Source organism: Bacillus sp. Bos-x628, from assembly GCF_040500475.1.
GTDB lineage: Bacteria > Bacillota > Bacilli > Bacillales > Bacillaceae > Bacillus > Bacillus maqinnsis.
In genome coordinates this window covers 443,002-468,300 of sequence record NZ_CP159358.1, presented here as the reverse complement: position 1 = coordinate 468,300, position 25,299 = coordinate 443,002, and the positions used below count along the sequence as shown (strand labels likewise).

The following is a 25,299-nucleotide window of genomic DNA, read 5'->3' as shown; positions in this document are numbered from 1 at the left end:
GTTCTGTAAGCCATGTTTTGTTCCATCGTACTGCAAGCGGCAAATGCCTCGTACTCAGGTGGTAATCATCTATCTACAGAAATCTCTGTCCTTCTCTCCGTTTAGTTCCTTTGAGAAAGTTCCCCTACCAAATTTGGGTTTCTCGCTCGAGGGGTTTACCGCGTTCCACTCTCACCATTTCTAGTGAGACTTCGTCACTGTGGCACTTTCAAGGGTACTTTACCATATCCTAAAGGACTTAGGCATTTTCCCTGCCGTCAGTCTTTCCCAGACTGCCCTGGCTTATTTTTTCGCCAGGCACGAACACTACGGGCATCTCAGCACCGTGCGAGCATGGACTTTCCTCTGCAATGCATAGAGCATTACAGCGATTACCCGAACGTTAATCACCAAGCGTTATTATAAACGACAATGTCATCTTACACAAGCCATTTCAGTATTAATCATAAAGTTTGCTACCGAAGACGTGTTTCTCAAGGTTAGATAGTCTTTTTAAAATATCGAAGTTTGTTGTATTGGACTGGGCAGGCTGTCTTTTTCCTTGCTCGACTGCTTCTTCAAGTTGTTTCGTCAAGTGAAGGTTTTCTTGTTGAAGTTTTTCGATTTCTTGATGGAATGTTTCATAGTCTTTAATGACCATATCTAAAAATTTATCGACTTCTTCTTGTTTATACCCTCTAACACCTGTTTTAAATTCTTTTTCTAAAATTTCTTTTGCAGAAAGCTTTACTTTATCAGCAAGCATCTTTTTCACCTCATATCGTGAATTCATAGTATATTTTTTCAGAAATACGTGACGTTGTCAAATTTTCTCTTGCTTTTATTTAAAAAACGGATCTTTCGCCTCAACTTGTGCTCTTAGATCATCCATCGTTATATACATAATTGGGTAATCAGCATATGTCTCAGCTTCTCTGATCATATACTTTGGAGAGCCTTCATGCTCAGGATCATATAAGACGAGAAGGCCTTCTGTTTTTTCAATAAAAAAGCGGTTTTTCTGTTTGAACTGTGCTGGACTTTCATACGGCCTATGCGAGACACTCTCAACAAAATCTGCTTTTGCTAGCACACCTTTATACAGTTCTTTATTTTGTTCATTCCAACGCTCTTCCTGTTGATAAAATGGTGTAATCACAGCAAGTTTTAAAGCTGGGTATTCTTCTTGAAGCTCAAATACCACTTCGGCCGTCCAAATCTCTGCGCCGAGCTGACCTGAAATAAGGACCCACTCAAGTCCTTCTTCTGCCAGTGAAGTCAATCTTTTCCGAAGTTCCGCTTTTATGTACTGAAGTGCAGGTTCTCCTTCTTTAAATATCCCAAGTTCAAATGGCTTGTACCCTGTTACAGCGATCCTTTTCATGTCTTCACCTGCTTTTTAAAAAAAGGGACTTTAAAAAGTCCCAATTCACTTTATCTGTTACAGCAAGGTCCTCCGCAGTTAAAGTGTTGATGTGTTGCCGGGTCCACCTGAGAATACGTATGCGGGAAGTAGTGAACATGTTTGAAATTTTGATGGTGGACGTTTGTCACATGTTGCGGATGGATATGCGGCACAATGGTTGTTGACTCACTGTGTGTACAGCAATGATTCGTCGGATGAACAATTGGCTTTGTAACATTTGGTTGGCAATGATGATGGTACATGTAGCATTCCCCTTTCCTTGATTTTCTTACATTAATAATGTATGAATCAAGAGGAATACATGTACTAATGCATTAACCTATTTTAAAAATTTGCAAGAAAAACATCCTTATAGTTCGAAAAAACAAAAGCAATCAAAATGACAACAAGAAAAAACAAGTAAAAAAGACCCTTATACATGCTCTACGCTCCTCATTCAATATCTAACGCTATTTTACAGGATTCGTGACTTTTCTACAATAAAAGTGCTAAACAATTTTTATTTTCGGTCGAGGACCGAACGTTGTCATTTTTTGCGCTTTCCTAGGCAATAATTTCATTGCCACAGATTGTTGACAAAGGGCTAAAATGATTTTTATTTTAACCCTTTGTCTTCTTTTCAGCGTGATAGAAAACCTTTGAAGTCTAGGAAGCGAAGCGAATTTGACATTCGTGAGCACTGGCACGCAGACCTAATAACAAATGCAAGGGTTTGTCTACACGCTGCAGTGCAGGTATTGATCTCGCAATAAAGTATGTCTTGTTTTACTTGTGACCAATTATTGTTCCCTCTATGAGCAGATGTGTTGATGTGTTGTCATCACATCCATTACACTTCTATAGTGGAATCATTTTATTAAGAAAGAAGATGGTGAGATTGAAAAATAAATTTAAGCCTTTATTTGAACCATTTACATTCCCAAACGGGGTCTCAATAAATGGACGAATGGTCGTTGCTCCAATGACACATTTCAGTTCTCATGAAGATGGCACGATTTCAAAAGAAGAGATTGATTTCATTACAGCAAGATCAAGCGAAATGGGCATGGTAATTACAGCTTGTGCCAATGTCACACCAGATGGTAAAGCCTTTGAAGGACAGCCTTCGGTTGCAAGAGATGAAGATATACCCGGTTTAAAAAAACTGGCCTCTTCCATCCAAGCAAAAGGAACAAAAGCGATTTTGCAAATTCATCACGGCGGCTCTCAAGCACTCCCGCATTTAATTCCAAATGGTGATGTTGTGGCTCCAAGTGACGTTTTCAAAGATGGAAAACAAATCGCACGTGCTTTAACTGAAGAGGAAATTACACATATTATTGACTCCTTCAAGGAAGCTGCAAGAAGAGCTGTTCAAGCTGGTTTTGATGGAGTTGAAATTCATGGAGCAAACGGATATTTATTACATCAATTCTACTCTCCGTATAGTAATCAGCGGACAGATCAATGGGGAGGAAATGATGAAAAACGCCTTGCATTCCCTATCGCCGTTGTGGATGCCGTAAAAGAAGGCATTGAAAAGCACGTCACAAAACCATTTATTCTAGGGTATCGACTTTCTCCTGAAGAACCAGAAACACCTGGTTTGACGATGGCAGAAACATTTACATTAGTCGATGCTTTAAAGACAAAAGGTCTCGATTACCTGCATATCTCATTAATGGAAATTGACGCTAAAGCAAGACGCGGCGCCGATCCAAGCAAAACACGTATGGAATTGTTAAAAGAACGCTGCGGCGATGAACTTCCGCTTATCGGTGTAGGCAGCGTCATTACGGCAGAAGATGCACTGAATGCTTACAATCAGGGAATACCGCTTATCGCCATTGCACGAGAGTTGATCGTTGATCCGGATTGGGCTGTCAAGATTAAACAAGGACGAGAAAATGAAATCGAAACCGTCATTAAACGTAGACAAAAAGACAAATATCTGATCCCAGAGGGTCTTTGGACCGTCATGGAAGCGAATCAAGGCTGGGTTCCGATGGAGGATTAAAATAGCTTGTCTACAGTCTTCAGTGTATAGACAAACCATCACTTTGATCTGGAGCGTTGATGCTCACGAATGACTCATTCGCTCCGCACCAGTAGCTCGGGTTTTCCGACTTCTTCAAGGGTTTTCAATTCCCACTGAAAAGATGAAAAAGGGCTAAAATCAAAAACCATTTTATCCCTTTTTCAACAGCCTGACTGTAGCTTGTCTACAGTCTTTTTTATTTTACTTTAATGGTAAAGAGCTTAGATGTTTGCTTTGAAACAGTACCTTTTGGTTCTTTATCAAGACGTTCTATCATATCACCATTCATAATGACAATTGGTGTCACTGTACTTGCCGCTTTCTCTTCAATAAGATCTAAATCACATGACATTAGAGGATCACCGATCTTTACTTTATCCCCTTCTTTCATGTGCGCCTTAAATCCTTCACCATTTAATCCAACTGTTTCAAGTCCGATATGAATAAGAAGCTCAAGCCCTGAAAGTGTTCGAATACCAATTGCATGTTTCGTATGGAAGAGTTGAATAATTTCACCTTCTACTGGTGACACAATTTCACCATTGCTTGGTTTTACTGCCACACCGTCCCCCATCATTTTTTGAGAAAATACTGGGTCTGGGACGTCAGTCATATCCATTAATTCTCCATCAACCGGAGAATAGATAACTTCTTCCTTCGCATCTTCTTGTTTTTTTCCGAAAGCGAATAATTTTTTCAGCAATGTCATTTTGCTCCCTTCAAGCTTTGCTCCTAGTTCTATTCATAGTATGATGGTACATTTATACCATTTGCTTCATTCGATACTATTTAATCATAATTTTTTCCTTCCTTCAATTGATAACCGCCTGAGCCTTTTTTGCATAGGTTATAAATGAGAGGTGATTTGAAATGGAACAAGAAGACAAAAAGAAATATGATTTATTGAAAAATGAAGATATCTTATATGAAGCCATCGAACAGTTTTTTGCTTCCTCCCCGTTTCACAAGATTTTAAATAGTGCAGAGGCACTCATGACTACGTCCCATTCTCTTGCCTCCATTGCAACCAATGTGGCAGAAGACGATCACTTTGTGTATATCGAGATTCAATTTCCAGATCATTTTGTCGAAGGCGATATTGCTCTTGAGGTAAAGTCCCAATATTTACACCTATCTGTGCAGGAGAAAATCAAAACAGACATGACCTCTTCCTATTCCAGCTTTACCAAAACCATTTTAATGCCTGCCAAAATAGATGAAACAAACATGAAAAGTGTATGGAAAAATCAATCCCTCATTGTGACCGCACCAAAGCTAACAACCCAATAGATGCTTCTATTGGGTTTTGCTACGTTTTAAAGATGCTTGTAAACCCTTTGGCTAAAGATCCGACTTGGTTCATCGCATTCATCATTTGTCCAACCGTATCAAACATTTTGTTGAAGTCGTATTGTCCATTTGATTTTTTAAATTGTGACAGCACACTTTTAAATTGCGATGGCTGCTGTTTTTGTGGTCTTGGCAGTGGATAAGGATTCATCGGCTGCTGCATTGGCATCATGCCTGACTGCTGCACCTGAGGCTGATTCATTGCCTTTGGCTGCTGAAAAGGCTGATAGCCGGCGGGGTATCCATAGGTCGGTTGATGCTGTACAGATGGCTGCTGGCTCATTCCAGCTTGATATGGAGGCATTAGATATTCTGGAGACTGCTGAGGTTGCTGCATTTCAGGATATTGAAATGGCCCTTGTTGAAATTGATTCATTTCATAAGAGTGCTGGTTTGAATAAGGGAACATCTTTCTCGCTCCTCTCCATCTCAAAACATATTGATTTAATGCTATATTATGATGGAAAACAGAAGGTGTGCCTAAAGTCATCATAAGAAAAACGCAGGATTTCTCATCAACTGCGCTTTTTTCTTATTTCTTCTATTAAAAGATTGAGTGTATAGATCACTGATTCGACTAAATTTTTCACATGCGGGGGGTGCAGTTTGCCAAAATAAGATTGCAGGACAATTTCTTTCCCATTATTCATCACAGCTTCCAGTTGTTCTTGATGTAAATATTTCGGTTTGACTTGATGAATAAAATGGGTGGAAGCAGTCAACCACTGCTCCATTTGCTTTTCAAATTGGACAACGGCCGGCTGGATGACTTGATAAAAATCATACGCTGGATACTCCTCTTCAGATTTCCCCTTTTGATACCGCTCATAAGCATCTTCTATCCATTTTCTGAGCTCTTTTGTATGTTCAAGTAATGTTTGATTATTCAAAGTGTTCACCTCTATGAACATCCTATCAAACGTTCACTTTTTGCTCAAATATGAAAGCTAGCCAGCATGAAACGCTGGTCTTGCCGAAAGCTTATAATCTGCCGTATGGATTTTCAATTCACATTCCTTCACTTCAAATTCAAGGTGGTCAAGCATTCGTTCCTGTTTCTGGCTTACTTCATGTTTTGTTTGCTGAACAGCAACAGAAAGCGTTGCCTCCACTTCATCAAGTTTACGCTCGATTTCCTCTAACAACTGCATAATGGATTCTTTTGATACACATTCGTTCATCATCAGATTCCTCCTTTATCGTCTCTCGTTACATTCTCTTTTCTTTCACACCATCCTTCATACATGACAAAACTAGAAGCAAATCGCCAATCTAAGTGAAGAAGAGCGTTTTTTTTCATTTTCGACATGTGCTTGTCCTTCTTTGTATGATTGCGCCTTATTCTGTAAATTCTAAGGACAAAGGAGGTAGATTTCATGAAAAAGCAGCCAGCACCAAAAGAGCAAAACCCTAAAGAGAAAGAAAACAGTACAGAACAACTGGATAAAAAGCTTGGCGGTCCTAACCGTCCATCCACGTAAAAAAGCAGGTCCCCCCCCTGCTTTTTATTTATGCTGAAAATAGTGCTCTAATGAGAAAAGAAAACGAAGCTGCCTTTTTTTATGGAAGTACCATTCCGTCAGTTCGATTTGTTTTGGTAAAGATTCAGCATCAAATAACGATTGATTCACTTTCTTTTGAAACCAATCTTTCCTTTGATCGTCTAATGAATGTGTCATCACCGGATAAACAGTTCTTAAGAAAGGTGTTGACCTTCTAGCGATCCCTAAATATTGTTCGAAATCAAACCGAGATCCAGTGTGCGGCACAGTATGTAAAAAATGATAAAAATCCGGAAACAAATCGGCTCGAAATAGTAATTTGGCTAATTTTTTCCCTAATACAATACGCTCCTTTACTTTTGAAAACTTACGTATGGTTATGCCGTATAAATGCCCGTCTATTGTTGGAAAAACGACTGTTTGAAAATGGCCCCATTCGCTGAAAGCGTATTGAATTGAGTGAAAAACATTCTTTTTCAGAAGAGGATTTTGTATAATAGGAGATTGTATAGTATATTGTTCGTTTATGATGAGTGCATAAAGCAGACGCTCTGTGTCGCGCTTTCTCCAAAATCGTTCCCACTCGGCGCGCATAAAACGAGAGACCCGAAAAACAGACAAAAGATGAAATAAAGGTGCATTGCACCGCTTCGACCATTCATATAGCAAAAGCTGCGGATAAGCATCAGAAAAGATGAGCCAATTCGCTCTTTCATATGCTGTAAAAATCATGTGCCCCTGTTGGTCAGTTAAACCCGGATGGAATAATTCACCCTTTAGATCCGTCATCGACCATCCAGCATTTCTGGATACAAAGGAAGCAAGTAGGGACCATTTCAATTCTGGATGGCGATCGTAAAAGCGCTTGTAGGAGTTTGTTCTTGACAGATTGTCTTTATTTTTCGCTTTCGTTTCACGTAAAATATACTGAGTAATGAGTTGCTCTTCTTTATGTGACAACACGGTCATCTCTCCAATACAAAATGCAATAATAAGGAGGCTGAAACTTGATGATTCGGTATCCAAACGGAAAATCGTATCAGCCAGTACAACAAATCGGAACAAAAAAAAGAATAAGCGGCGAATCCTCTTATAGTAATCGAGGAATGACGCTTGAGGCTGACTTAAATGAAACCAACCAGTATTATTTGGTAAACGGGATTGCAGTCATTCATAAGAAGCCTACCCCAGTTCAAATTGTCAATGTTGATTATCCAAAAAGGAGCGCCGCTGTCATTAAAGAAGCCTATTTTAAACAGTCATCGACAACGGACTATAATGGGGTTTATAAAGGGCGCTATATTGACTTCGAAGCAAAGGAAACCACAAGTACAACCTCGTTTCCGCTCAAAAATTTTCATGATCATCAAATTGAGCATATGAAGCAGGTTGTCAAGCAAGGAGGTATTTGTTTTGTTATTATATCCGCGTTTGGCTCCGTTTATTATTTACCTGCTTCTGAGCTCTTTTTCTTTTGGGAGCGGCAAATTCAAAATGGGCGAAAATCCATTAGCAAAGATGAATTAATGGAAGCTGGTCACTTAATGACACTTGGATATTCGCCAAGAATTGATTATATTAAAGTAGTGGAAACACTTCATTTTTCGGATGAAAATCACCATCAATTACGTTCGAAAAAGGTTTAACACGAAAGGTTGAGATGTGATGTCTGATCAATTTACAAGTCGTGAACAGCGACGAAAAGCAACAAAAGGAACCAACACGAAGAAGCAAAAGAACAAAAAGGGCAAAAAGAAAGCAGGTCTATTTAAAAAAATATGTTTATCTTTACTCGTGATCGGTCTTCTCTGTGTAGTAGCCGGAATCACAACTTTTGCCGTTTTTGCATCAACCGCTCCTTCTCTCGATGATAGTAAGCTGAAAACACCGTATTCTTCAAAAATTTATGATAAAAACAACAAAGTCATTGCAGAAGTCGGTGCAGAAAAAAGGACGTATGTCTCGATTAAAGACATACCTGATGTGGTCAAAGAAGCTTTTATTGCAACTGAGGATGCACGTTTTTATCAACACCACGGGATTGACCCTATTCGAATCGGTGGTGCCCTTATTGCAAACGTCGAGGACGGTTTCGGTGCTGAAGGTGGAAGTACCATTACACAGCAGGTCGTAAAAAACACCTTATTAAACGATCACAAAACTTTAAAACGTAAAGTGCAAGAAATATGGCTCTCCATTCAGCTTGAGCAAAAATACTCTAAAGATGAAATATTAGAAATGTATTTAAACCGAATCTTCTTCACACCTCAGGCTTATGGGGTTGGAAAAGCAGCTGAACAATTTTTCGGTGTCACTAATTTAAACAAACTATCCATTGCACAGGCTGCAACACTTGCTGGTATGCCGCAGAGTCCTTCTGCTTATAACCCAGTCAAACATCCTGAAGCGGCAGAAAAACGCCGTAACATCGTTTTAAGCTTAATGAAAAAACAAGGGTATATTACAAATAAAGAGTATGAAAAAGCAAAAGCGACACCTGTCAGCAAGACGGTGGTCTCAGCTGATAAATACAACAGACAAAACTCAAGTAAATACTCTCCTTTCATTGAAGAAGTGATGGAAGAAGTTCAGAAAAAAGCCAAAGTGGATGTATCAACCGATGGATTAAAAATTCACACAACACTTGATACAAATGCGCAAGATCAATTAGACAGCATCATCAATGGAGATACTGCCGGGTTTACAAAAGGGATGCAGGCGGGCGTCACCCTGCTTGATACCAAAAATGGTGAAATCCGCGCCATTGGCGGCGGACGTGATGTTCCAGTCGGCGGCTTTAACTATGCAATTGATGCAAAACGTCAGCCTGGCTCAACGATTAAACCAATCTTAGATTACGGTCCAGTCATTGAAAACAAAAAATGGTCGACGTATCAACAAATTGATGATGCGCCATATACGTATTCAAATGGTACACCGATTAACAACTTTGACAGAAGACATTTAGGAAAGATGTCAATGAGAAGTGCTCTAGCACAATCACGAAACATCCCTGCTCTAAAAGCATTCCAAGCAGCCGGTACAGATAATGCCGTTCAATTTGCAAACAATTTAGGCATGGATTTACCTTCTGACATTCCAGAATCCTACTCAATCGGGGGATTTGACGAAGGTGTTTCTTCTTTAAAGATGGCTGGCGCTTTTAGTGCGTTCGGTAATAATGGATACTATAACGAACCGCATGCAGTGACTTCAGTTGAATTTAACGATGGAACGAAACTTGACTTAACGCCAGAAGCTAAAGCGGCGATGAGTGATTATACTGCCTTTATGATCACTGATATGCTGAAAACAGCTGTACAATCTGGAACAGGTACACTTGCACAAGTACCAAATGTTGAGGTTGCTGGTAAAACAGGAACAACCAACTTTACGCAAGATGATGTCAATAAATATAATATCCCTTCTGGCGGTGCAAAAGATTCTTGGTTTGTTGGCTATACTCCGCAGTATACAGCAGCCGTTTGGACGGGAATCGGCAATTCAAAAGAAGCAGACGGTAAAATATGGTTAACACATAATGAACAACGCGTTGCAAAAATCGTCTTCCGACAATTAATTTCTCAAATTGATGATGGAAGTGGCTCATTTGAAAAACCAGACAGTGTTGTGGAAGCAACCATTGAAAAAGGTTCTGACCCTGCGAAATTAGCAGGACCGAACACGCCTAGTGACAAGAAGACAACGGAATACTTTGTTAAAGGAACCGCTCCTTCAAAAGTATCTGACACTTATGAGAAAAAAGAAGCTGATAAACCATCTGATCTAAAAGCTGTGTATGATGAAGAGAAAAAATCTATCACACTTTCTTGGGGTTACGATGATGATGCTGATGCGACATTTCATGTGCAGCAGGCTGTTGATAACGGCGGCTATAAAGAGATTCAAAACAGTTCTGCTAAAGAAGCTGTCATCTCTGATGTGAAACCTGGCTCAACGTATAAATTCCAAGTGACAGCCACTGTAGATGGTGTCACAAGTCAAGCAGCCTCTACCTTCCTGACCATTAAAGATGATGAAAAAGAGGAAGAGAAAGTGGATGATGAAAACAAAGAAGAAGAGCCAAAACAGCCAGATGATGAGCAGACAGACGAAACGGACGATAACAAAAATCAACCTCCAGCAACAGACGAGCAGAAACCAGATGATCAAAAAAATCAAGATAATCAAGGTGAAACTGGAAATACGGATAACGGCAATAACGATTCCGATAGTGGGTCAGACAGCTCAAATGGAAACAACAGCTCACAGAATGACAGCAACAATAAAGATAAAAAGAATAGTAATTCTAAAGCCAATTCGCAAAGTTCAAATACACAAGCTAACTCTACTTCTCGAAAAGAAGATGAATAACAAAAAAGCACTTGCCGCAGGTAGGCAAGTGCTTTTTTTAACGTGTTTGTTTTCGCTTTTTTATTGCTTTGTACTTTCCATACTGTTTTTTCAGTTCTGTATAAAGCTCGTCCAATTGTATCAAACAGTGGTATTGGGTAGGTTTCAACAAAATGAAATCTAATCGCTCTGTCCAATTAATTGGTGCAACAGGAAACGTTTCTTGTTTGACTTCTTCCCATTCTAATGTTGCAAGGCGCTGACCTTTTATCCAATAAAAGGCGGCAATCATACTGACGATCCCTTTTAGCATATCTTCCTGCTCACAGCGCGATTTCCTTGTTTCAAAGCTTGGAAGCATTTTTGCTTTTAATTCATCCCAAAGCTCAAATATCACAGGAACATATTCTTCTGCTTGCTTCCAAGGAAGCTCACCAGCAAAAAGGTCTGGATATAAATCAAACGCCAGCGGATTTGCTCTCAAGATTTCAATTGGCTCACCTGAAGCCTCGACCCTTTTATCTTTCAGCATCTCAACATATGACGTGAAAACACTTGCTGCACTCATGCCAGCTTCACCAACCCTTTTTTTAGCCTCTTCTGTCCTTCTCTACACATATCAAGAAGCGGACAGGATTCACATTGCGGCCGCTGCGCTTTGCAATGATATCTGCCAAAAAAAATTAAACGATGATGTGTCACTGACCAATCTTCTTTTGGTACTTTCTTCATCAACGTCTGCTCTACTTCGAGTACAGAGTCCTTCCAACGGCAAATACCAAGCCGTTTGCTGACACGCTCTACATGGGTGTCTACAGCAATTGCCGGAATTCCGAAAGCAACTGACACAACGACATTTGCTGTTTTTCGACCAACACCAGGAAGCTTTACAAGCTCATCCCTGTCTTTCGGCACTTCACCGCCATATTCTTCAATGAGCATTTCGCTTAATTTTTGGATGTTTTTAGCTTTATTACGGTAAAGACCGATCGAGCGAATATCTTGCTGTAATTCTTCAAGAGGGACACTTAAATAGTCTTCTGGTGTTTTATATTTTTGAAAAAGTGTTTTCGTCACTTTGTTCACAAGAACATCTGTACATTGAGCCGATAGTAAAACGGCGATCACAAGTTCAAATGGGTTAGAATGAACAAGCTCACACTCAGCCTCCGGAAACATTTCTCCTATGACTTCTAAACACTCATTGATTTGTTTTTTTGATAACATGCCTTCTCCTTTATTGATTATTGTTCCAGCCAATTATAAAAAGGAACTTGTCGTTTATAAGATGAAGCATCTTCTTTGGGTTGCATTGGTTTTCGCTGTGAACGGAAATGCTGGCTATGCTCTTTCGCTTCTTCAGCTGTTTTCAGCCCTTTCTTTTTCCATTCAAATAAAATTCGGTCTATATAGCGAAAATTTAATTTTCCTGATAAGACCGCTTCTCTTAGGGCTAAACGAATCATCGCGGCATCATGATGGTCTTGATCCATCCAGATCGAAAGTGTTTCTCCTTCAAGTGGAGAGAGCGGTCTTCCAAACTCCTCTTCAAATAATGAATATAAAGACTTTTCTTCTTCAATATGGTTCATTTGTTTTTCTTTGACCTGTTTTGCCTCTAGAAAGTCGTATAACATGCCCCATAAAGGCTCTATCGAATATCGATCATGCTGAATACCAGACCGATCTTCAAATGGTTGAATCGATATAAACCCTTTTTGAATTAACTGCTGAACCATATTGGCACACTCTTCAGCTGAAATGGTCATACCAGCAGAAAGCTCTTCAAACGTTTGAAAGAAAACGCCTTGTTCTTCATTCATCTTAATTTTTAACATCACCATCATTTGTGTTTCATTTAGTCCTAATTGCTCATAATGAGCAATTAACAAATTAGGTAAACTAGTTGACCCCTTTTGCTGCATTTCAATAAATTGCTGCCTGTTCATCGGATACACCTCTTCACATTCAGTATATCACGTTTTATTTCACGTGCCTGTCAAAAGACGTTTGAAAAAGCCCCCATTGATTGGAGGCTTTCTTGTCTTATGGATATAAACGGTTTAATAATCTTGGGAATGGAATGGTTTCACGTACATGCGGTGCTCCACTAATCCATGCGACTGTTCGTTCAAGTCCAAGACCGAAACCTGAATGCGGTACAGACCCATATTGTCTTAATTCTGTGTACCATTTGTATGTTTCTTGATCTAATCCGTGCTCTTTTAATCTTGCTTCTAGCAAATCTAAATCATGAATACGCTCAGAACCGCCGATAATTTCACCGTAACCTTCTGGTGCAATTAAGTCTGCACAAAGCACCACGTCATCACGATCTGGCGCAGGCTGCATATAAAACGGTTTTAATGATGTTGGGTAATGTGTAATGAACACTGGTTTATCATAACTTTCAGCGATTGCTGTTTCATGAGGTGCACCAAAGTCATCTCCCCATTCAATGTCATTAAATCCTTTATCCTGCAAGAATTTAATGGCTTCATCATACGTGATGCGTGGGAATGGTGCTTTAATCTTTTCTAATTTTTCAGTATCACGGCCAAGTGTATGCAGTTCAACTTTACAATTTTCTAGCACACTTTGTACAATGTGAGAAACGTATTTTTCTTGATATTCAAGGTTTTCATTAAATTCAACAAAGGCCATCTCCGGCTCAATCATCCAAAATTCGATTAAATGACGTTTTGTTTTAGATTTTTCAGCTCTAAATGTTGGACCAAATGAAAATACTTTTCCTAGTGCCATTGCAGCAGCTTCCATATAAAGTTGCCCACTTTGCGACAAATAAGCATCCTCATCAAAATATTTGGTTGCGAACAGCTCAGTTGTTCCTTCTGGAGCACTTCCTGTTAAAATTGGCGGATCAACCTTGACAAAGCCCTCCTGATGGAAAAACTCATATGTAGCACGAATAATTTCGTTCCGGATTTTCATCATGGCATGCTGTTTTTTCGAACGCAGCCAAAGATGTCGATGATCCATTAAGAACTCTGTTCCATGTTCTTTTGGTGTAATTGGATAATTCTTTGCTTCGTGGATCACCTCAATGGATTTTACTTGCAACTCGAAACCAAATGGTGAACGCTCATCTTTTGTGACTTGTCCCGTCACATATACAGATGTTTCTTGTGTGACGGATTTCGCAAGCTGAAAGACATCCTCTTCAACCTCTGTTTTCACAACGACTCCTTGAATAAAGCCTGTCCCGTCACGCAGCTGCAAGAATGCAATTTTTCCGCTAGATCGTTTATTGGCAATCCATGCGCCGATTGTCACTTCTTCATCGACGTGTTTATATACTTGATTAATGGTTGATTTCAACTATTTCCCCTCCAAAGCCAGAAAAACCTTACCCTTAAGTCAGGTGTGATTTTTTTCATACATTTTATTATAACCGTTCTAAAACAGCGTGGTCAACGCAAGATGGGAGAAACTAAGGTGTTAAATTTTTTTCCACTTGGCCAGTCGTAAAGTCAACATAGCTAAAGCTATATTGATTATTTTCATTTAAATAAGTCACTTCCCAAAGCAGAACGTCACCTTCTCTTGCTAATTTGACGTCTTTTAATGTAGTGACAGTGTTTTCCTTTTTAACGGCTTGTACTGCTTGATCCGAAGTAATTCCTTCTTTTGCCGTCTTGGCAATCACTTTTTCATTTTTGCTGGCTGGAACCCATACATAGGTCGTTTCTTTTTGATTGTTTACACCTTTTACAATAAATTGTTTTTCTTTTCCTACAAAAGTTTCGACCTGTTCAACCTGTACTAATTTTGCTTTTTCTTTTGCTCGTTCAATGGCAGCCTCATGCCCTTGTTCTTTTTGACTCATGGCGCTCTGATAAATCCATGTAAAGCTCATGATACCGATCAGTAAAAAGAGGACGACAATTGACGAGATCATCCAAATTATTTTTTTCATATCATGCTTCCCCTATGTGCGATAAATTGTAAATATCGCCTGATTTTGATCTTCTTGATCTAATGCTAAACCAAACATGAGATCCTCTCTCTTAAGCGTTCTGTTCAGTAAGTCGACAATTTTATAAAGATCTTCTGAATGCTTAATTTGAACAGTTGAAAGCACCTCTATTTTACTTTCCACTTCTAATTCCTCCTAGTTACGTAAATATTGTTAGTCATACTTTTCAACGCGAGAACCGATACTATTTTTACAACGGAACCACAGAAGCCGTTACAATAAAATAACTCCGAACCCACACCAGCTAAAGGCCGCTTATGACAGCGGCTTTTCGTTGTTTAGCTTCTCTATATACGCAATAAGCGACTCCTTTGACATTTCATGTACAGGCGCATGAGGAAGTGATTCTAAAAATAATTTTCCATATGAAGCAGTTTTCACTCGTCGATCTAAAATGAGCAATGTGCCTATGTCTTTTTCAGAACGAAGCAAGCGACCTGCGCCTTGCTTAAAGGTTAACACTGCCTCAGGGAGAGCCACAACTTTAAATGGATTTTTTCCTTGTTTCTTAGCCTCTTCACATTTCGCTTCAATCAGCGGTGAATCAGGCGGCCGGAAAGGAAGCCTTGCCATAATCACTGTTGTCAGCTCAGAGCCTGGAAAATCCACTCCTTCCCAAAAGCTCCCTGCACCAAGCAATATTGCTTGCTTTGATAGTTTGAACATTTTCGTCAATTTCACAGGACTCCCACCTGTCAGCCCTTGGGCAAACAAAGTCGATTGCATTCCTTCTGTTTTAAGCTCTTCATAAGCTGCTTTTAACATTTCATGTGAATTAAACAGCACCAATATTTTAGCATGGTGTTGTTTTTCCATAATTTTTATATACTTGGCCACATGTTTCGCATAATCCTTTTCATCACGGTTTGTGATTGCTGGCATGTCAGCCGGAACGACGACAGTGAGCTGTTTCTCAAGTTCAAACGGCGAATCAATTTTGACAAGCTTTGGGTAAAAATCTTGAAGTCCAAATCGCTCTATACAGTAATCAAAGCGGTGATTGACTGTCAAAGTTCCTGATGTGAGAACGACACTTTTTTTATTCATAAAAAATCGATCAGCGAGTAATTCTCCTGTATCTAACGGCTGTGCATACATGAATACAGCATTTTTAGCACCTTTGGCATCAATCTCTATCCAAACTGTTTCATCATTTTGTGGTTCGAAAATAAACCGGTACAGCGTATTGCAAAATGTATGCATGAACGCCATGACTTGGTCGTATTCCTCCGCCTCAAATGCATCATCATCTGTCAGAAAATCCTCTTGCTGAAGCCATTCGTTTTTTTGCTGCTCATACAACTTCTCACAAGCAATGAATAATGAACACAACTGACTCGCTGTCTCTTTAATCCGCTTCCATTGTGCATGTTTCGAATAATGGCGCACCCTATAAATGAGACGATTGATGTCCGTTTTTGGTTTTGTCTTTTTGACAAAAGCGTGTACTGTACTAAAAAATGCATCGCTTTCCATCTGAAGTTGATGAAGATACTCATCCATTTCCATAAATGTGTCCGTTTTTAATCCCGAAGCATAGAATCTGTTTTTTAGTTTCTTGAAGAGTCCGCCTTGCAATGAGCCAAGCTGTGTCAATTTTGCATGCAGTTGAACGTAAGAAATGCTGTCACCAAGTGTTTCATTTGCTGTTTTCTCAAAATGATGGGCCTCGTCAATGACATATACGTCTGCATGGTCAAATATGGATGATGATTCAGTTTTTGATAAAAGCAGGCGGTGATTGGTTAAAATTAAATTAGCTGTTCGTGCCCTTCTTTTTGCCCGTTCATAAAAACAATATTCCTTAAAGCGTCGCTTCTTCGATGTAAACGGCATATGCACGCAGGATATTCGATCCTTTATATTCGCAGCTCCTGACGGTAAATTGAGTTCAGACAAGTCTCCCGTATCTGTCTCAAGCAACCACATTAATATTTGTGCTTTTGTTAAGACCACATCATAGTTATCATCTTCCTCATGCAGGACATGCTCAAACTTATCTAAACAAATATAATGTGCTCTCCCTTTAAATACACAAGCGACCGGCTCAAATGGCAGTAATTTATGCAAAATAGGCACATCACGCTCGAGCATTTGTTGCTGTAAGAGAATAGAGTATGTACTAATAATGACTGGTTTTCCAGATTTCTTTGCCTCTAAGGCAGCCGGAATTAAATAAGCAAGGGTCTTGCCAATGCCGGGCGCTGCTTCAATTAACGCATAAGCTCTTTCATGAAAAACCTCTCTCACTTTATTCATCATCGTAAGCTGACCTTCTCTGACCTTATATCCTTCTAACATTTGCGGGAGTTTTTCTTTTGCCTCTTCAAATAACCACTGATCATCAGCTTCTACAGAATGTGTCGTTTCATTTGATGTTTTGGCCGCATCTTTAATAGCAAACGAACCAACTTCAACTAGAGATTGCCTACATGTCGTATGAGTTGTTTCTAGCTGCTTAATCAAAAATTCAATATCACTTAGGAGATATTGTGATAACCTGCGAAGCTGCTTTAATACGCTCGCCGGTGTATTCTCTAATTTATGTAACAGCGTTAAAAATAACATGGCAGTAACTTCCGCATCACTATCCGCCCGGTGCGGGTGGTCATGTGGAAGCATGAGCTCTTCACTTAATTCAGTTAACTTGTAACCCTCAAGCTCAGGATAAAGAATTCTAGAAATCTCAACTGTATCAATTGCTAGTACATCCAGCTCATTTATCCCGCATCCTTTCAGTTCATCATTTAAAAAATTTAAGTCAAAATGAACATTGTGCGCAACAAAATAAGCACCATGTATCAGGTCATACACCTCTTGGGCAATGTCTTCAAAGAAAACCGCACCGTCGACCATGTGCTGTTTAATGCCTGTCAGTTGTTCAATAAATCCAGGGATCGTCTTTCCTGGGTTTACATATTTTGAATACCGTTCTACAATTTGTCCATTTTCAATTACCACCGCAGCGATTTGAATGATTTTATCACCCTTTTTAGGTGAATTCCCGGTGGTTTCAATATCAACGACAACAAACCTTTGATCGGTCATAAAATGGACACCTCAATTCCTACGTTCCACCCAATGTGAAATACGTTTTGGGCAATGGATTATGACATACAGAACAGCTCCTCTAAAAGTGAAGCTGTTCTGTATGTGTAAGCTTGCGTTACAAAATCGTTCTCGCAGGCTCATGCCCAATTATTTGTTCAATTTGATTTTGTTTATTTAGCACAACCACTTTAGGCGTATGCGCCTTCGCTTCTTCTTCCGACAACATGCCATAAGCAATAATGATGATTTCATCTCCTGGCTGCACTAATCTAGCCGCAGCACCATTTAAGCATATGACGCCGCTTTTTCTCTCACCAGGGATAATATATGTTTCAAGTCGTGCCCCATTATGATTATTGACAATTTGAACTTTCTCATTTGCCATCATGCCTGCTGCATCAAGTAAATCTTCGTCAATTGTAATACTTCCTACATAATGTAAATTCGCTTCTGTCACAATCGCTTTATGGAGCTTCGAAGTCATAAAGGTTCTATACATGTTTTTCACCGCTTTCAGGAACATGGAAAATCACATTATCAATCAGTCTTGCCTTAGAGAATTTAACTGCAATCGCAATAATGACTTGACCCGCCAGGCTTTGAAGTGGTTCAAGGTGAGGATATGAATAAATGCCAATGTAATCAATCTCACCACTTGTTTTTAGGAGCTCTTTCTCTATGAGTTGATGAACTCGCTTAGGATCTCGTTCGCCATTTTCAACAGCAGTTTGTCCTCGCTTTAATGCCTGAAAAAGGGTTGGTGCTTCCTGTCTTTCTGCTTCAGACAAATAAACATTTCTTGAACTCTTCGCTAAACCGTCCTCTTCACGCACTGTTGGTACAGACACGAGTTGAATGTCAAAGAAGAAGTCTTCCATCATGGCATCAATCACAGCGACTTGTTGTGCATCCTTAAGACCAAAGTACACTTTCGTAGGTTCAACAAGATGAAATAACTTTGTCAATACTGTCGCAACCCCATCAAAATGTCCTGGACGCTTCTTCCCGCATAATACATCCGTTCTTTTTTGAACAGACACGGTAACGGATGGTTTCTCTTTATACATTTCCTTTACATCAGGGGTAAATAAAATATCCACTCCTATTGCCTCTGCTAGACACTGGTCTCTTTTTATATCTCTAGGATACGACTCGAAGTCTTCATTCGGTCCAAACTGCAAAGGATTGACAAAAATACTCATCACCACAACGTCATTTTGCTCTCTTGCCTCTTTTGCTAGCTGGAGATGACCTTCATGAAGGAACCCCATTGTAGGCACAAAACCAACTGAATGCTGCTTCCTTTGATTCATTCGAATTAGTTCTTTTAGCTCGCGAATATGTGTGACAACTTTCATTTCTTCATTCCTCCATATAAACCGTCGAGAACTTCTTCTTTCACATGAAACGTATGTGCTGCTTCTGGGAATTGGCGAGCTTTTACTTCTTTTGTATATTGAATAAGCGCATCTTCTAGCACTGAATCAATGTGCGCGTATTGTTTCACAAATTTAGGTGTTCTAGCCACCCCGTACCCTACCACATCATGGTAAACGAGTACTTGTCCATCTGCCTCCACTCCTGCACCAATCCCGATTACTGGGATGGTCAGCATGCCTGCAATTCGTTTAGTCAGTTCACCAGGTACACATTCTAAAACAAGTGCGATTGCACCCGCTTCCTCACATTTCAGACTATCATCAATCAATTTTTGTGCACTTTGTAGGTCTTTCCCTTGCACTTTATATCCACCAAGTACACCTACTGATTGAGGTGTGAGGCCTAAATGACTGACCACTGGGATACCGCCTCTTGTTAATGCCTGAATGGATTCGAATACTCCGTCTCCACCTTCCAGCTTAAGCGCATCAGCACCACTTTCTTGCATGATTCGTGCTGCATTCTTCATCGTCTCTTGCAGTGAATAATGATAAGACATAAATGGCATATCGGTCACAATAAAGGTATTTTTTGCGCCTCTTTTCACCGCTTTCGTATGATGGATCATATCATCCATTGTGACTTGTACCGTTGAATCAAGTCCAAGTACAACCATCCCAAGTGAATCACCAACTAAGATCATGTCAACTTCCGCTTTTTCTGCTTGCAACGCAGAAGGATAGTCGTATGCTGTTAGCATCACAATGGGTTCGTTTTCTTTTTTCATTTTGAGAAAATCTAGTTTTGTCTTCATTTGTTCCTCCTCATTCTGGAGAGGAAATGCTTGCCTTTAATTCACATGCTTCTTTTCATTCATGTGCAGGCGAATCATCCCTCTGTCCAAGTCCCTTAGGATCAAGGCAGAAATTGATATTTTGATCATTCTAACAGGTACAGTTCTTCAGATACTGTCCACACGAAGTATAACAAAAATGCGCCGGGTGTTCCACTTAAGTTGACTTGAGCTCTATATCTGCTGAATATATCTTTTGAATTCCTTCCGCTGTCTCAAGTAAAAGGACGCCTTCATCATTAATCCCAAGTGCTTTTCCAGTATATTGTCCGTTGACGGTGCGGGCAATGATGCGCTCGCCCAGTGTTATCGTATACGCTTCCCATAGATGTTTAATCGGTGCAAATCCATGTGTCATATAATCATCGTACCTTTTCTCAAAGATGTACATAATTTTTTGAATCAGCGCAGCTCTGTCTACCTTTTCACCAAGTTCCATTCGCACACTTGTGGCTGCATGCTTTAATTCCTCTGGAAAGTCACTTGCCGTTTGGTTTACATTAATGCCTGGACCAATAATCACAGCATGAACCTGGTCAGCTTCTGCTCTTAATTCAGTCAGAATGCCAGCGACCTTTTTTCCATTTAACAAAATATCATTAGGCCATTTAATAGATGGCGTCAAACCCGTCAGTTCTTCAATCGCTTCTGTAATCACTACAGATGCAAGCAAGGTCATTTGCGGCGCTCTGTGCAGAGGAATATCAGGACGTACGATCAAGCTCATCCAAATTCCTGTACCATTTGGCGAATGCCAATTTCTTTGCAGACGACCTTTTCCTTTCGTCTGGTGATCACTCACAACAAGCGTTCCATGAGGAGCACCTTCATTTACAAGATCATGAGCGATGAGCTGAGTAGATGTTACTTCCTCTTGGAAATAAATATGTCTACCGAACGTCTCTGTTTCCAGACCAAAAAGAATTTCATCCTCACTAATTTTATCCGGCTTGCGAAGAAGTCTGTATCCTTTTCTTCTAACAGCTTCTAACTCATAGCCCTCTTTTCGTAAGTCCTCTATGTGTTTCCATACTGCCGTTCGGGAGCAGCCCAACTCATCACAAATTTGCTGGCTGGAGACAAAGTCTTGTGGCGCAGAGGTAAATAATTCGATTAATCGTTTTCTAATCATTGATCGCATGCAATGAGCCACTCCTCTATGGCTTCTTTTCGGTTTTCCAGCCGGTTTTGCAGAACCGCTTTCTTCACGAAGTCTAGCTCCTCTGCAATCCATTTACCTGCCTTTTTTTGCCGAATGGCCATTAAATCTTTCCCTGAAAGAGCAAGGTCCTGCAAATTCTTAATAGGTAATGCATCATATGAACGTTTTGCCGCTTCTAGCTCATCAAAGAAAATGCGGCGCTCATGTTTCAACTGAGTCACTTTAAGACTGGATAACAGCACGCTTTCACCAGCTTCAAACATCTTCTCAGCATTCCAGTTACAATCAACGTACTTACTGATAGCGATGGCTTCTTTCAAAAGTTTAGTCGACAGCTTCCATTCTTTTAAAAAGGACACAGCCTCTTTTTCATGAAGGCCAAGTAAATGAATGAATGCACCCCATACTTCTTCTAACCCATCTAACAAATAAAACGGGAACGTTTGCAGTTGTTCGTTAAGTCCATACTTACTTAGGCAGGGCAATTCTTCATATAATTTTGTTTCAATGAGTATTCGAATGGCTTGTTCATAGTAGCGACCTTTTAAAAGTTTCTCCATTTCAATCTTTTTGCGCTCAACAGATATATTTGCAAGCAGATGTTTATCTTTTTTCATTGCATCAGCGGTTGCATCTGAAAGCTGAAAACCTAGCTGACTTATAAAACGCACGGCTCTCATCATCCGAAGTGCATCTTCTTGAAAACGGCACGCCGGATCGCCAACGGTCTGGATTCGTTTCCGCTGAATATCCTTTTTGCCTCCCACATGGTCAATGATCTCACCATTTACATCCATGGCAATCGCATTGATCGTTAAATCTCTTCTGAAAAGATCTTCCTTAAGTGATGAGATAAATTGCACCTCTTTAGGTCTGCGAAAATCTTCATATTCAGATTCACTTCGAAAAGTTGTGACCTCATAGCTGACTCCATCATGTATCACAATGACCGTGCCATGCTCTTTGCCAACATCAATCGTGTGATCAAATAGAGATTCCACTGCGTCAGGCGTCGCATCAGTCGCAATGTCTATATCCCCAATTTCTCGGCCCATGAGAACATCTCTCACAGCTCCACCGACAAAATAAGCCTGATACCCGTTTTGATGCAATGTATGTAATATAGGAACTGCATGTGTGAATGGTTCATTCATCTTCATCATCACCTTCGACCAGTTCTTGATATAGCTTCTCATATTCACTGACAATTTTTTCAGAGGAGAATCGGGTATGAACACTTGAGCAGGCTGCCATAGACACTTGTTGATGCAGCTTTTCATCTTTCAATAGAGCGACGGCATACTTTGCTGCTTCGTCTATATCGCCGAGCGGGACAAGAAAACCTGTTTCTCCATGTGTAATGACCTCTGGAATACCGCCAACATTTGTCCCAATACAAGGCACTCCACATGCCATTGCTTCAAGAAGCACAAGCCCAAAACTCTCCTTCTCAGAAAGCAGTAGCTTCAGATCACTGATCGAATAAATCTCCTCTACCTTCTCTTGCTTTCCTAAAAACAACACACGGTCCGTCAGCCCTAATTTTTTCACAAGTTCACAGACAACCGATTTTTCAGGGCCATCTCCAATGAGTAATAGCTTTACATTCACTTGTTCTGAGACTTTTTTAAAGACATGAATGACATCATGTACTCGTTTCACCTTTCGGAAATTAGACACATGGATGATGACCTTTTCGTCTGGTAAAATACCATAATGTGTCTTCAGCAGCTCATGATCTTCACGCATATAAACACGCTCATCGAGAAAGTTATGGATGGTGTCGATCTTTTTATTTGGTTTAATCAAATCGTACGTCTGTGCGACTAACGAATGAGACACAGCCGTTACGCGATCAGATGATTCAATCGCAAAACGAATGACTTCCTTTAACGAAGGATCATATCCTAAAACCGTAATATCCGTCCCGTGAAGAGTCGTGACCACCTTTACCGACTGACCCGTCATTTGTTTTGCTAAAAAAGCACAGACGGCATGCGGAACAGCATAATGAGCATGAATAATATCCAGCTTTTCTCGTTTTGCGACTTCTGCTAATTTACTTGCTAATGCAAGGTCATAAGGCGGATATTGAAAAACGGCATATTGATTGACATCAACCTCATGGAAATAAATATTCGGATACACTTTATTCAGTCTAAACGGAATGCTTGAGGTAATGAAATGAACATCGTGCCCTTTTTCAGCTAAAAGCTTTCCAAGTTCTGTGGCAATAATTCCTGAACCACCTACACTTGGATAACAAGTAATTCCGATCTTCAATTTTTTCATGTTTACCCCCCAAGTAAGTCATCATCAACTAAGAGCGGTTTCTTCGTAAAAAACCCTTCAGCATATGCCTTATTGACTTCTCTTCCGTACAAAGACTCTCTCATTTTGACAAAATCAATATATCCATTCACAAGTGGCGTATCCACTGAATGTTTTGATTTAATGAATTGACTTTCATACGCATGCAGGCTATTCATTTTCTGGTCCATCTCTTCAGATATATCAATCACAAAGTCTGGACGATGGTGACCATTAATCATGTAATAATATATCTTGCTGACTTTATGCGCTGGCTGCTTATATGAATCTTCAAATTGATGTATACCTGCAGAAAAGGCAGCCTCCTCTACAAGCGAGCCCGCATGACCATGATCTGGGTGTCGATCTTGTTCATGCGGGGCAAAAATGATGCTCGGTTTGTATGTTCGGATCACAGCAGCAATTTCTTTAATCGCTACATCATTACGATAAAGTCCTCTATCTGGTAATGTGAGCTGGATTCGAGTAGTAACGCCTAAAATGGCCGCTGCTTTTTTCGCTTCTTCTTTTCGGATTTCTACCGTTCCATTCGATGATAATTCAGCTTGGGTCAAGTCACAAATACCGACATGAGCCCCTTTTTTTACGTATTTTGCAATCGTTCCACCCATCCCAATTTCTACATCATCGCTATGGGCTCCGAACGCAAGTATATCAAGTCGTTTCATTTATTCCTCCACTATTGACTACGTTTCGAAAATCAAAAGCACCTTTATTCAAATTTCTAACTAAAATGTCTGCTGTTCCCATATTTGTTGCTAAAGGAATGGAATACACATCGCACAACCGGATGAGTGCAGACACATCCGGTTCATGCGGCTGAGCGGTTAGCGGATCTCTAAAAAAGAGCACAAGATCCATGGCATTATCAGCAATCATAGCGCCAATTTGCTGATCTCCGCCCAGTGGTCCTGATTGAAAACGATGAATGCGAAGCCCTGTAGCCTCTTTCACTCTCAGACCTGTTGTCCCTGTTGCATAAAGTGTATGATCCGCCAAAATATCACGGTAAGCAATTGCAAACTGAACCATGTCACTTTTTTTCTTATCATGAGCGATTAAAGCAATTTTCATCAGGCATCCACTCCTTTTTAATCAATAATATGTTCTAAGCCATATACGAGCTGATCAATGTGCATGACCTGCTCCACCGATAGCTTCACACCTGACATAAATGATGCACGGTTATAAGAGTCATGGCGAATGGTTAACGTCTGTCCATCCATACCAAACAGCACTTCTTGGTGAGCAATCATCCCCGGAAGCCGTACGCTGTGCAAACGAATTCCGTCATAATCTGCACCTCTTGCGCCCTGTATTACTTCTTTTTCTTCTGGATGTCCCTGCTTTTTGCTTTCTCTCACTTCTGCAATCATTTCCGCTGTTTTTAACCCTGTACCACTCGGAGCATCCAGCTTTTTGTCATGGTGAAGCTCAATGATTTCAACGTCAGAAAAGTAGTTTGCCGCCATTTTTGCAAACTTCATCATTAAAACGGCACCTATGGCAAAGTTTGGTGCGATAATACAGCCAATCCCCTTTTCTTCTGTCAATTGCTGTAGTTCCTTCAAGTCAGTTTCTGAAAAACCAGTTGTCCCAACGACTGGACGCACGCCATGTTCAAGCGCTTTTTTTGTATGTACTTTTCCGATTTCTGGTGTCGTGAGATCAATTAATACATCAGGTTTTGTTTCTGAAAGACAAATATCAATATCCGTATAAATAGGAGCGTTTGATGTTGTATGAATCACATCAGATAGTGCTTTCCCTTCATGTGTATGATCAAGGGCAGCCACTAGCTCAAAATGGCTAGTTTCTTCTGCCAGTTTGACAGCCTCTATCCCCATTCTTCCTCTTGCTCCAGCGATCACAACTTTGATGGTTTGATTCGTCATCGT

30 protein-coding genes and 1 other RNA gene are annotated in these 25,299 nt (G+C 40.1%); 5 read left to right on the top strand and 26 right to left on the bottom strand.

The features are described 5' to 3' along the window. Position 1: 1 nt before the first annotated feature. The 4 genes from rnpB to ABVJ71_RS02540 form a co-directional block, all read right to left on the bottom strand. Positions 2-383: RNase P RNA component class B (gene rnpB, locus ABVJ71_RS02555), an RNA gene on the bottom strand. 56 nt (positions 384-439) lie between these two features. Continuing rightward, the gene (gpsB, locus tag ABVJ71_RS02550) at positions 440-745 is read right to left on the bottom strand and encodes a cell division regulator GpsB (protein ID WP_008356836.1); all 306 of its coding nucleotides are present in this window, start codon (positions 743-745) and stop codon (positions 440-442) included. 75 nt (positions 746-820) lie between these two features. Further along, the gene (locus tag ABVJ71_RS02545; protein WP_353855459.1) at positions 821-1,363 is read right to left on the bottom strand and encodes a DUF1273 domain-containing protein; all 543 of its coding nucleotides are present in this window, start codon (positions 1,361-1,363) and stop codon (positions 821-823) included. Between the two features lie 50 nt (positions 1,364-1,413). Then, complete coding sequence (locus ABVJ71_RS02540; RefSeq protein WP_353855458.1) at positions 1,414-1,647, bottom strand: CotD family spore coat protein; 234 nt, start codon at positions 1,645-1,647, stop codon at positions 1,414-1,416. Between the two features lie 635 nt (positions 1,648-2,282). On the opposite strand from ABVJ71_RS02540, the gene ABVJ71_RS02535 reads away from it, so the two are divergent. Continuing rightward, positions 2,283-3,401: an NADH-dependent flavin oxidoreductase gene (locus tag ABVJ71_RS02535; protein ID WP_353856531.1), complete on the top strand. Its 1,119-nt coding sequence runs from the start codon at positions 2,283-2,285 to the stop codon at positions 3,399-3,401. Positions 3,402-3,618: 217 nt separating this feature from the next. Here the strand turns inward: ABVJ71_RS02535 and ABVJ71_RS02530 are convergent, their stop codons facing one another. Then, positions 3,619-4,125 (bottom strand): PTS glucose transporter subunit IIA, encoded by a 507-nt coding sequence (locus tag ABVJ71_RS02530; protein ID WP_353855457.1) that lies wholly within the window; start codon positions 4,123-4,125, stop codon positions 3,619-3,621. A 167-nt stretch (positions 4,126-4,292) separates the two neighbouring features. Here ABVJ71_RS02530 and ABVJ71_RS02525 point away from each other — a divergent pair, with 167 nt between their 5' ends. Next, a complete protein-coding gene (locus tag ABVJ71_RS02525; protein ID WP_353855456.1) occupies positions 4,293-4,712 on the top strand; it encodes an Hsp20/alpha crystallin family protein in 420 nt (139 codons plus the stop codon). Positions 4,713-4,731: 19 nt separating this feature from the next. Here ABVJ71_RS02525 and ABVJ71_RS02520 read toward each other — a convergent pair whose 3' ends face one another. From ABVJ71_RS02520 to ABVJ71_RS02505, 4 genes are all read right to left on the bottom strand, one after another. Next, positions 4,732-5,181, bottom strand: coding sequence for a YppG family protein (locus ABVJ71_RS02520; protein ID WP_353856530.1), 450 nt, complete (start codon positions 5,179-5,181; stop codon positions 4,732-4,734). Between the two features lie 106 nt (positions 5,182-5,287). Further along, the gene (locus ABVJ71_RS02515; RefSeq protein ID WP_353855455.1) at positions 5,288-5,671 is read right to left on the bottom strand and encodes a YppE family protein; all 384 of its coding nucleotides are present in this window, start codon (positions 5,669-5,671) and stop codon (positions 5,288-5,290) included. Positions 5,672-5,719: 48 nt separating this feature from the next. Next, positions 5,720-5,956, bottom strand: a complete 237-nt coding sequence (locus ABVJ71_RS02510; protein WP_353855454.1) for a DUF5446 family protein — start codon at positions 5,954-5,956, stop codon at positions 5,720-5,722. Continuing rightward, on the bottom strand, positions 5,956-6,081 hold the full coding sequence (locus ABVJ71_RS02505) for a hypothetical protein (RefSeq protein WP_353855453.1): 126 nt from the start codon (positions 6,079-6,081) through the stop codon (positions 5,956-5,958). Before ABVJ71_RS02505 ends, ABVJ71_RS02510 begins: the two co-directional genes overlap by 1 nt. Positions 6,082-6,148: 67 nt before the next feature. Here ABVJ71_RS02505 and sspM point away from each other — a divergent pair, with 67 nt between their 5' ends. Then, positions 6,149-6,253, top strand: a complete 105-nt coding sequence (gene sspM, locus ABVJ71_RS02500; RefSeq protein WP_353855452.1) for an acid-soluble spore protein SspM — start codon at positions 6,149-6,151, stop codon at positions 6,251-6,253. 24 nt (positions 6,254-6,277) lie between these two features. Here the strand turns inward: sspM and ABVJ71_RS02495 are convergent, their stop codons facing one another. Next, positions 6,278-7,234 carry a DUF2515 domain-containing protein gene (locus ABVJ71_RS02495; RefSeq protein WP_353856529.1) on the bottom strand — a complete coding sequence of 319 codons (957 nt, stop codon included), beginning with the start codon at positions 7,232-7,234 and terminating at the stop codon, positions 6,278-6,280. Positions 7,235-7,284: 50 nt separating this feature from the next. On the opposite strand from ABVJ71_RS02495, the gene recU reads away from it, so the two are divergent. Continuing rightward, positions 7,285-7,920 carry a Holliday junction resolvase RecU gene (recU, locus tag ABVJ71_RS02490; RefSeq protein ID WP_353856528.1) on the top strand — a complete coding sequence of 212 codons (636 nt, stop codon included), beginning with the start codon at positions 7,285-7,287 and terminating at the stop codon, positions 7,918-7,920. Between the two features lie 19 nt (positions 7,921-7,939). Continuing rightward, positions 7,940-10,648: a PBP1A family penicillin-binding protein gene (locus ABVJ71_RS02485; protein ID WP_353855451.1), complete on the top strand. Its 2,709-nt coding sequence runs from the start codon at positions 7,940-7,942 to the stop codon at positions 10,646-10,648. A gap of 37 nt (positions 10,649-10,685) precedes the next feature. Here ABVJ71_RS02485 and ABVJ71_RS02480 read toward each other — a convergent pair whose 3' ends face one another. From ABVJ71_RS02480 to dapB, 16 genes are all read right to left on the bottom strand, one after another. Next, positions 10,686-11,195 (bottom strand): YpoC family protein, encoded by a 510-nt coding sequence (locus ABVJ71_RS02480; RefSeq protein ID WP_353855450.1) that lies wholly within the window; start codon positions 11,193-11,195, stop codon positions 10,686-10,688. Continuing rightward, complete coding sequence (gene nth, locus ABVJ71_RS02475; RefSeq protein WP_353856527.1) at positions 11,192-11,854, bottom strand: endonuclease III; 663 nt, start codon at positions 11,852-11,854, stop codon at positions 11,192-11,194. The genes ABVJ71_RS02480 and nth overlap by 4 nt, the downstream gene beginning before the upstream one ends. A gap of 17 nt (positions 11,855-11,871) precedes the next feature. Beyond that, a complete protein-coding gene (locus tag ABVJ71_RS02470) occupies positions 11,872-12,576 on the bottom strand; it encodes a DnaD domain-containing protein (protein ID WP_353855449.1) in 705 nt (234 codons plus the stop codon). Between the two features lie 97 nt (positions 12,577-12,673). Further along, positions 12,674-13,966 carry an asparagine--tRNA ligase gene (asnS, locus tag ABVJ71_RS02465; protein ID WP_353855448.1) on the bottom strand — a complete coding sequence of 431 codons (1,293 nt, stop codon included), beginning with the start codon at positions 13,964-13,966 and terminating at the stop codon, positions 12,674-12,676. A gap of 112 nt (positions 13,967-14,078) precedes the next feature. Next, positions 14,079-14,564, bottom strand: coding sequence for a cell wall elongation/penicillin-binding protein regulator TseB (tseB, locus tag ABVJ71_RS02460; RefSeq protein ID WP_353855447.1), 486 nt, complete (start codon positions 14,562-14,564; stop codon positions 14,079-14,081). A gap of 12 nt (positions 14,565-14,576) precedes the next feature. After that, positions 14,577-14,747, bottom strand: coding sequence for a YpmA family protein (locus tag ABVJ71_RS02455; RefSeq protein ID WP_008344594.1), 171 nt, complete (start codon positions 14,745-14,747; stop codon positions 14,577-14,579). Positions 14,748-14,879: 132 nt separating this feature from the next. Then, positions 14,880-17,672, bottom strand: coding sequence for an ATP-dependent DNA helicase DinG (dinG, locus tag ABVJ71_RS02450; protein WP_353855446.1), 2,793 nt, complete (start codon positions 17,670-17,672; stop codon positions 14,880-14,882). Between the two features lie 118 nt (positions 17,673-17,790). Then, positions 17,791-18,174: an aspartate 1-decarboxylase gene (panD, locus tag ABVJ71_RS02445; RefSeq protein ID WP_353855445.1), complete on the bottom strand. Its 384-nt coding sequence runs from the start codon at positions 18,172-18,174 to the stop codon at positions 17,791-17,793. After that, positions 18,167-19,033, bottom strand: a complete 867-nt coding sequence (gene panC / locus ABVJ71_RS02440; protein WP_353855444.1) for a pantoate--beta-alanine ligase — start codon at positions 19,031-19,033, stop codon at positions 18,167-18,169. The genes panD and panC overlap by 8 nt, the downstream gene beginning before the upstream one ends. Continuing rightward, a complete protein-coding gene (gene panB, locus ABVJ71_RS02435) occupies positions 19,030-19,869 on the bottom strand; it encodes a 3-methyl-2-oxobutanoate hydroxymethyltransferase (RefSeq protein WP_353855443.1) in 840 nt (279 codons plus the stop codon). Before panB ends, panC begins: the two co-directional genes overlap by 4 nt. 196 nt (positions 19,870-20,065) lie before the next feature. Next, on the bottom strand, positions 20,066-21,049 hold the full coding sequence (locus tag ABVJ71_RS02430) for a biotin--[acetyl-CoA-carboxylase] ligase (RefSeq protein WP_353855442.1): 984 nt from the start codon (positions 21,047-21,049) through the stop codon (positions 20,066-20,068). Further along, complete coding sequence (locus ABVJ71_RS02425; RefSeq protein ID WP_353856526.1) at positions 21,037-22,224, bottom strand: CCA tRNA nucleotidyltransferase; 1,188 nt, start codon at positions 22,222-22,224, stop codon at positions 21,037-21,039. Before ABVJ71_RS02425 ends, ABVJ71_RS02430 begins: the two co-directional genes overlap by 13 nt. Continuing rightward, the gene (gene bshA, locus ABVJ71_RS02420; RefSeq protein WP_353855441.1) at positions 22,217-23,362 is read right to left on the bottom strand and encodes an N-acetyl-alpha-D-glucosaminyl L-malate synthase BshA; all 1,146 of its coding nucleotides are present in this window, start codon (positions 23,360-23,362) and stop codon (positions 22,217-22,219) included. Before bshA ends, ABVJ71_RS02425 begins: the two co-directional genes overlap by 8 nt. A 2-nt stretch (positions 23,363-23,364) precedes the next feature. Further along, the gene (gene bshB1 / locus ABVJ71_RS02415) at positions 23,365-24,069 is read right to left on the bottom strand and encodes a bacillithiol biosynthesis deacetylase BshB1 (protein WP_353855440.1); all 705 of its coding nucleotides are present in this window, start codon (positions 24,067-24,069) and stop codon (positions 23,365-23,367) included. Then, a complete protein-coding gene (gene mgsA / locus ABVJ71_RS02410; RefSeq protein ID WP_353855439.1) occupies positions 24,056-24,475 on the bottom strand; it encodes a methylglyoxal synthase in 420 nt (139 codons plus the stop codon). The genes bshB1 and mgsA overlap by 14 nt, the downstream gene beginning before the upstream one ends. Before the next feature lie 17 nt (positions 24,476-24,492). After that, a complete protein-coding gene (dapB, locus tag ABVJ71_RS02405) occupies positions 24,493-25,296 on the bottom strand; it encodes a 4-hydroxy-tetrahydrodipicolinate reductase (RefSeq protein ID WP_353855438.1) in 804 nt (267 codons plus the stop codon). Between the last annotated feature and the right edge of the window lie 3 nt (positions 25,297-25,299).

What these genes read in the sequence shown, in the direction of transcription:
- ABVJ71_RS02425 (WP_353856526.1), bottom strand. Translation starts at nt 22,224, where the DNA reads ATGAATGAACCATTCACACATGCAGTTCCTATATTACATACATTGCAT.
- ABVJ71_RS02545 (WP_353855459.1), bottom strand. Translation starts at nt 1,363, where the DNA reads ATGAAAAGGATCGCTGTAACAGGGTACAAGCCATTTGAACTTGGGATA.
- panC (WP_353855444.1), bottom strand. Translation starts at nt 19,033, where the DNA reads ATGAAAGTTGTCACACATATTCGCGAGCTAAAAGAACTAATTCGAATG.
- ABVJ71_RS02540 (WP_353855458.1), bottom strand. Translation starts at nt 1,647, where the DNA reads ATGTACCATCATCATTGCCAACCAAATGTTACAAAGCCAATTGTTCAT.
- tseB (WP_353855447.1), bottom strand. Translation starts at nt 14,564, where the DNA reads ATGAAAAAAATAATTTGGATGATCTCGTCAATTGTCGTCCTCTTTTTA.
- mgsA (WP_353855439.1), bottom strand. Translation starts at nt 24,475, where the DNA reads ATGAAAATTGCTTTAATCGCTCATGATAAGAAAAAAAGTGACATGGTT.
- bshA (WP_353855441.1), bottom strand. Translation starts at nt 23,362, where the DNA reads ATGAAAAAATTGAAGATCGGAATTACTTGTTATCCAAGTGTAGGTGGT.
- ABVJ71_RS02505 (WP_353855453.1), bottom strand. Translation starts at nt 6,081, where the DNA reads ATGTCGAAAATGAAAAAAAACGCTCTTCTTCACTTAGATTGGCGATTT.
- sspM (WP_353855452.1), top strand. Translation starts at nt 6,149, where the DNA reads ATGAAAAAGCAGCCAGCACCAAAAGAGCAAAACCCTAAAGAGAAAGAA.
- panB (WP_353855443.1), bottom strand. Translation starts at nt 19,869, where the DNA reads ATGAAGACAAAACTAGATTTTCTCAAAATGAAAAAAGAAAACGAACCC.
- ABVJ71_RS02525 (WP_353855456.1), top strand. Translation starts at nt 4,293, where the DNA reads ATGGAACAAGAAGACAAAAAGAAATATGATTTATTGAAAAATGAAGAT.
- recU (WP_353856528.1), top strand. Translation starts at nt 7,285, where the DNA reads ATGATTCGGTATCCAAACGGAAAATCGTATCAGCCAGTACAACAAATC.
- ABVJ71_RS02510 (WP_353855454.1), bottom strand. Translation starts at nt 5,956, where the DNA reads ATGATGAACGAATGTGTATCAAAAGAATCCATTATGCAGTTGTTAGAG.
- dinG (WP_353855446.1), bottom strand. Translation starts at nt 17,672, where the DNA reads ATGACCGATCAAAGGTTTGTTGTCGTTGATATTGAAACCACCGGGAAT.
- ABVJ71_RS02430 (WP_353855442.1), bottom strand. Translation starts at nt 21,049, where the DNA reads ATGCGATCAATGATTAGAAAACGATTAATCGAATTATTTACCTCTGCG.
- ABVJ71_RS02480 (WP_353855450.1), bottom strand. Translation starts at nt 11,195, where the DNA reads ATGAGTGCAGCAAGTGTTTTCACGTCATATGTTGAGATGCTGAAAGAT.
- panD (WP_353855445.1), bottom strand. Translation starts at nt 18,174, where the DNA reads ATGTATAGAACCTTTATGACTTCGAAGCTCCATAAAGCGATTGTGACA.
- nth (WP_353856527.1), bottom strand. Translation starts at nt 11,854, where the DNA reads ATGTTATCAAAAAAACAAATCAATGAGTGTTTAGAAGTCATAGGAGAA.
- gpsB (WP_008356836.1), bottom strand. Translation starts at nt 745, where the DNA reads ATGCTTGCTGATAAAGTAAAGCTTTCTGCAAAAGAAATTTTAGAAAAA.
- dapB (WP_353855438.1), bottom strand. Translation starts at nt 25,296, where the DNA reads ATGACGAATCAAACCATCAAAGTTGTGATCGCTGGAGCAAGAGGAAGA.
- ABVJ71_RS02520 (WP_353856530.1), bottom strand. Translation starts at nt 5,181, where the DNA reads ATGTTCCCTTATTCAAACCAGCACTCTTATGAAATGAATCAATTTCAA.
- ABVJ71_RS02470 (WP_353855449.1), bottom strand. Translation starts at nt 12,576, where the DNA reads ATGAACAGGCAGCAATTTATTGAAATGCAGCAAAAGGGGTCAACTAGT.
- bshB1 (WP_353855440.1), bottom strand. Translation starts at nt 24,069, where the DNA reads ATGAAACGACTTGATATACTTGCGTTCGGAGCCCATAGCGATGATGTA.
- ABVJ71_RS02485 (WP_353855451.1), top strand. Translation starts at nt 7,940, where the DNA reads ATGTCTGATCAATTTACAAGTCGTGAACAGCGACGAAAAGCAACAAAA.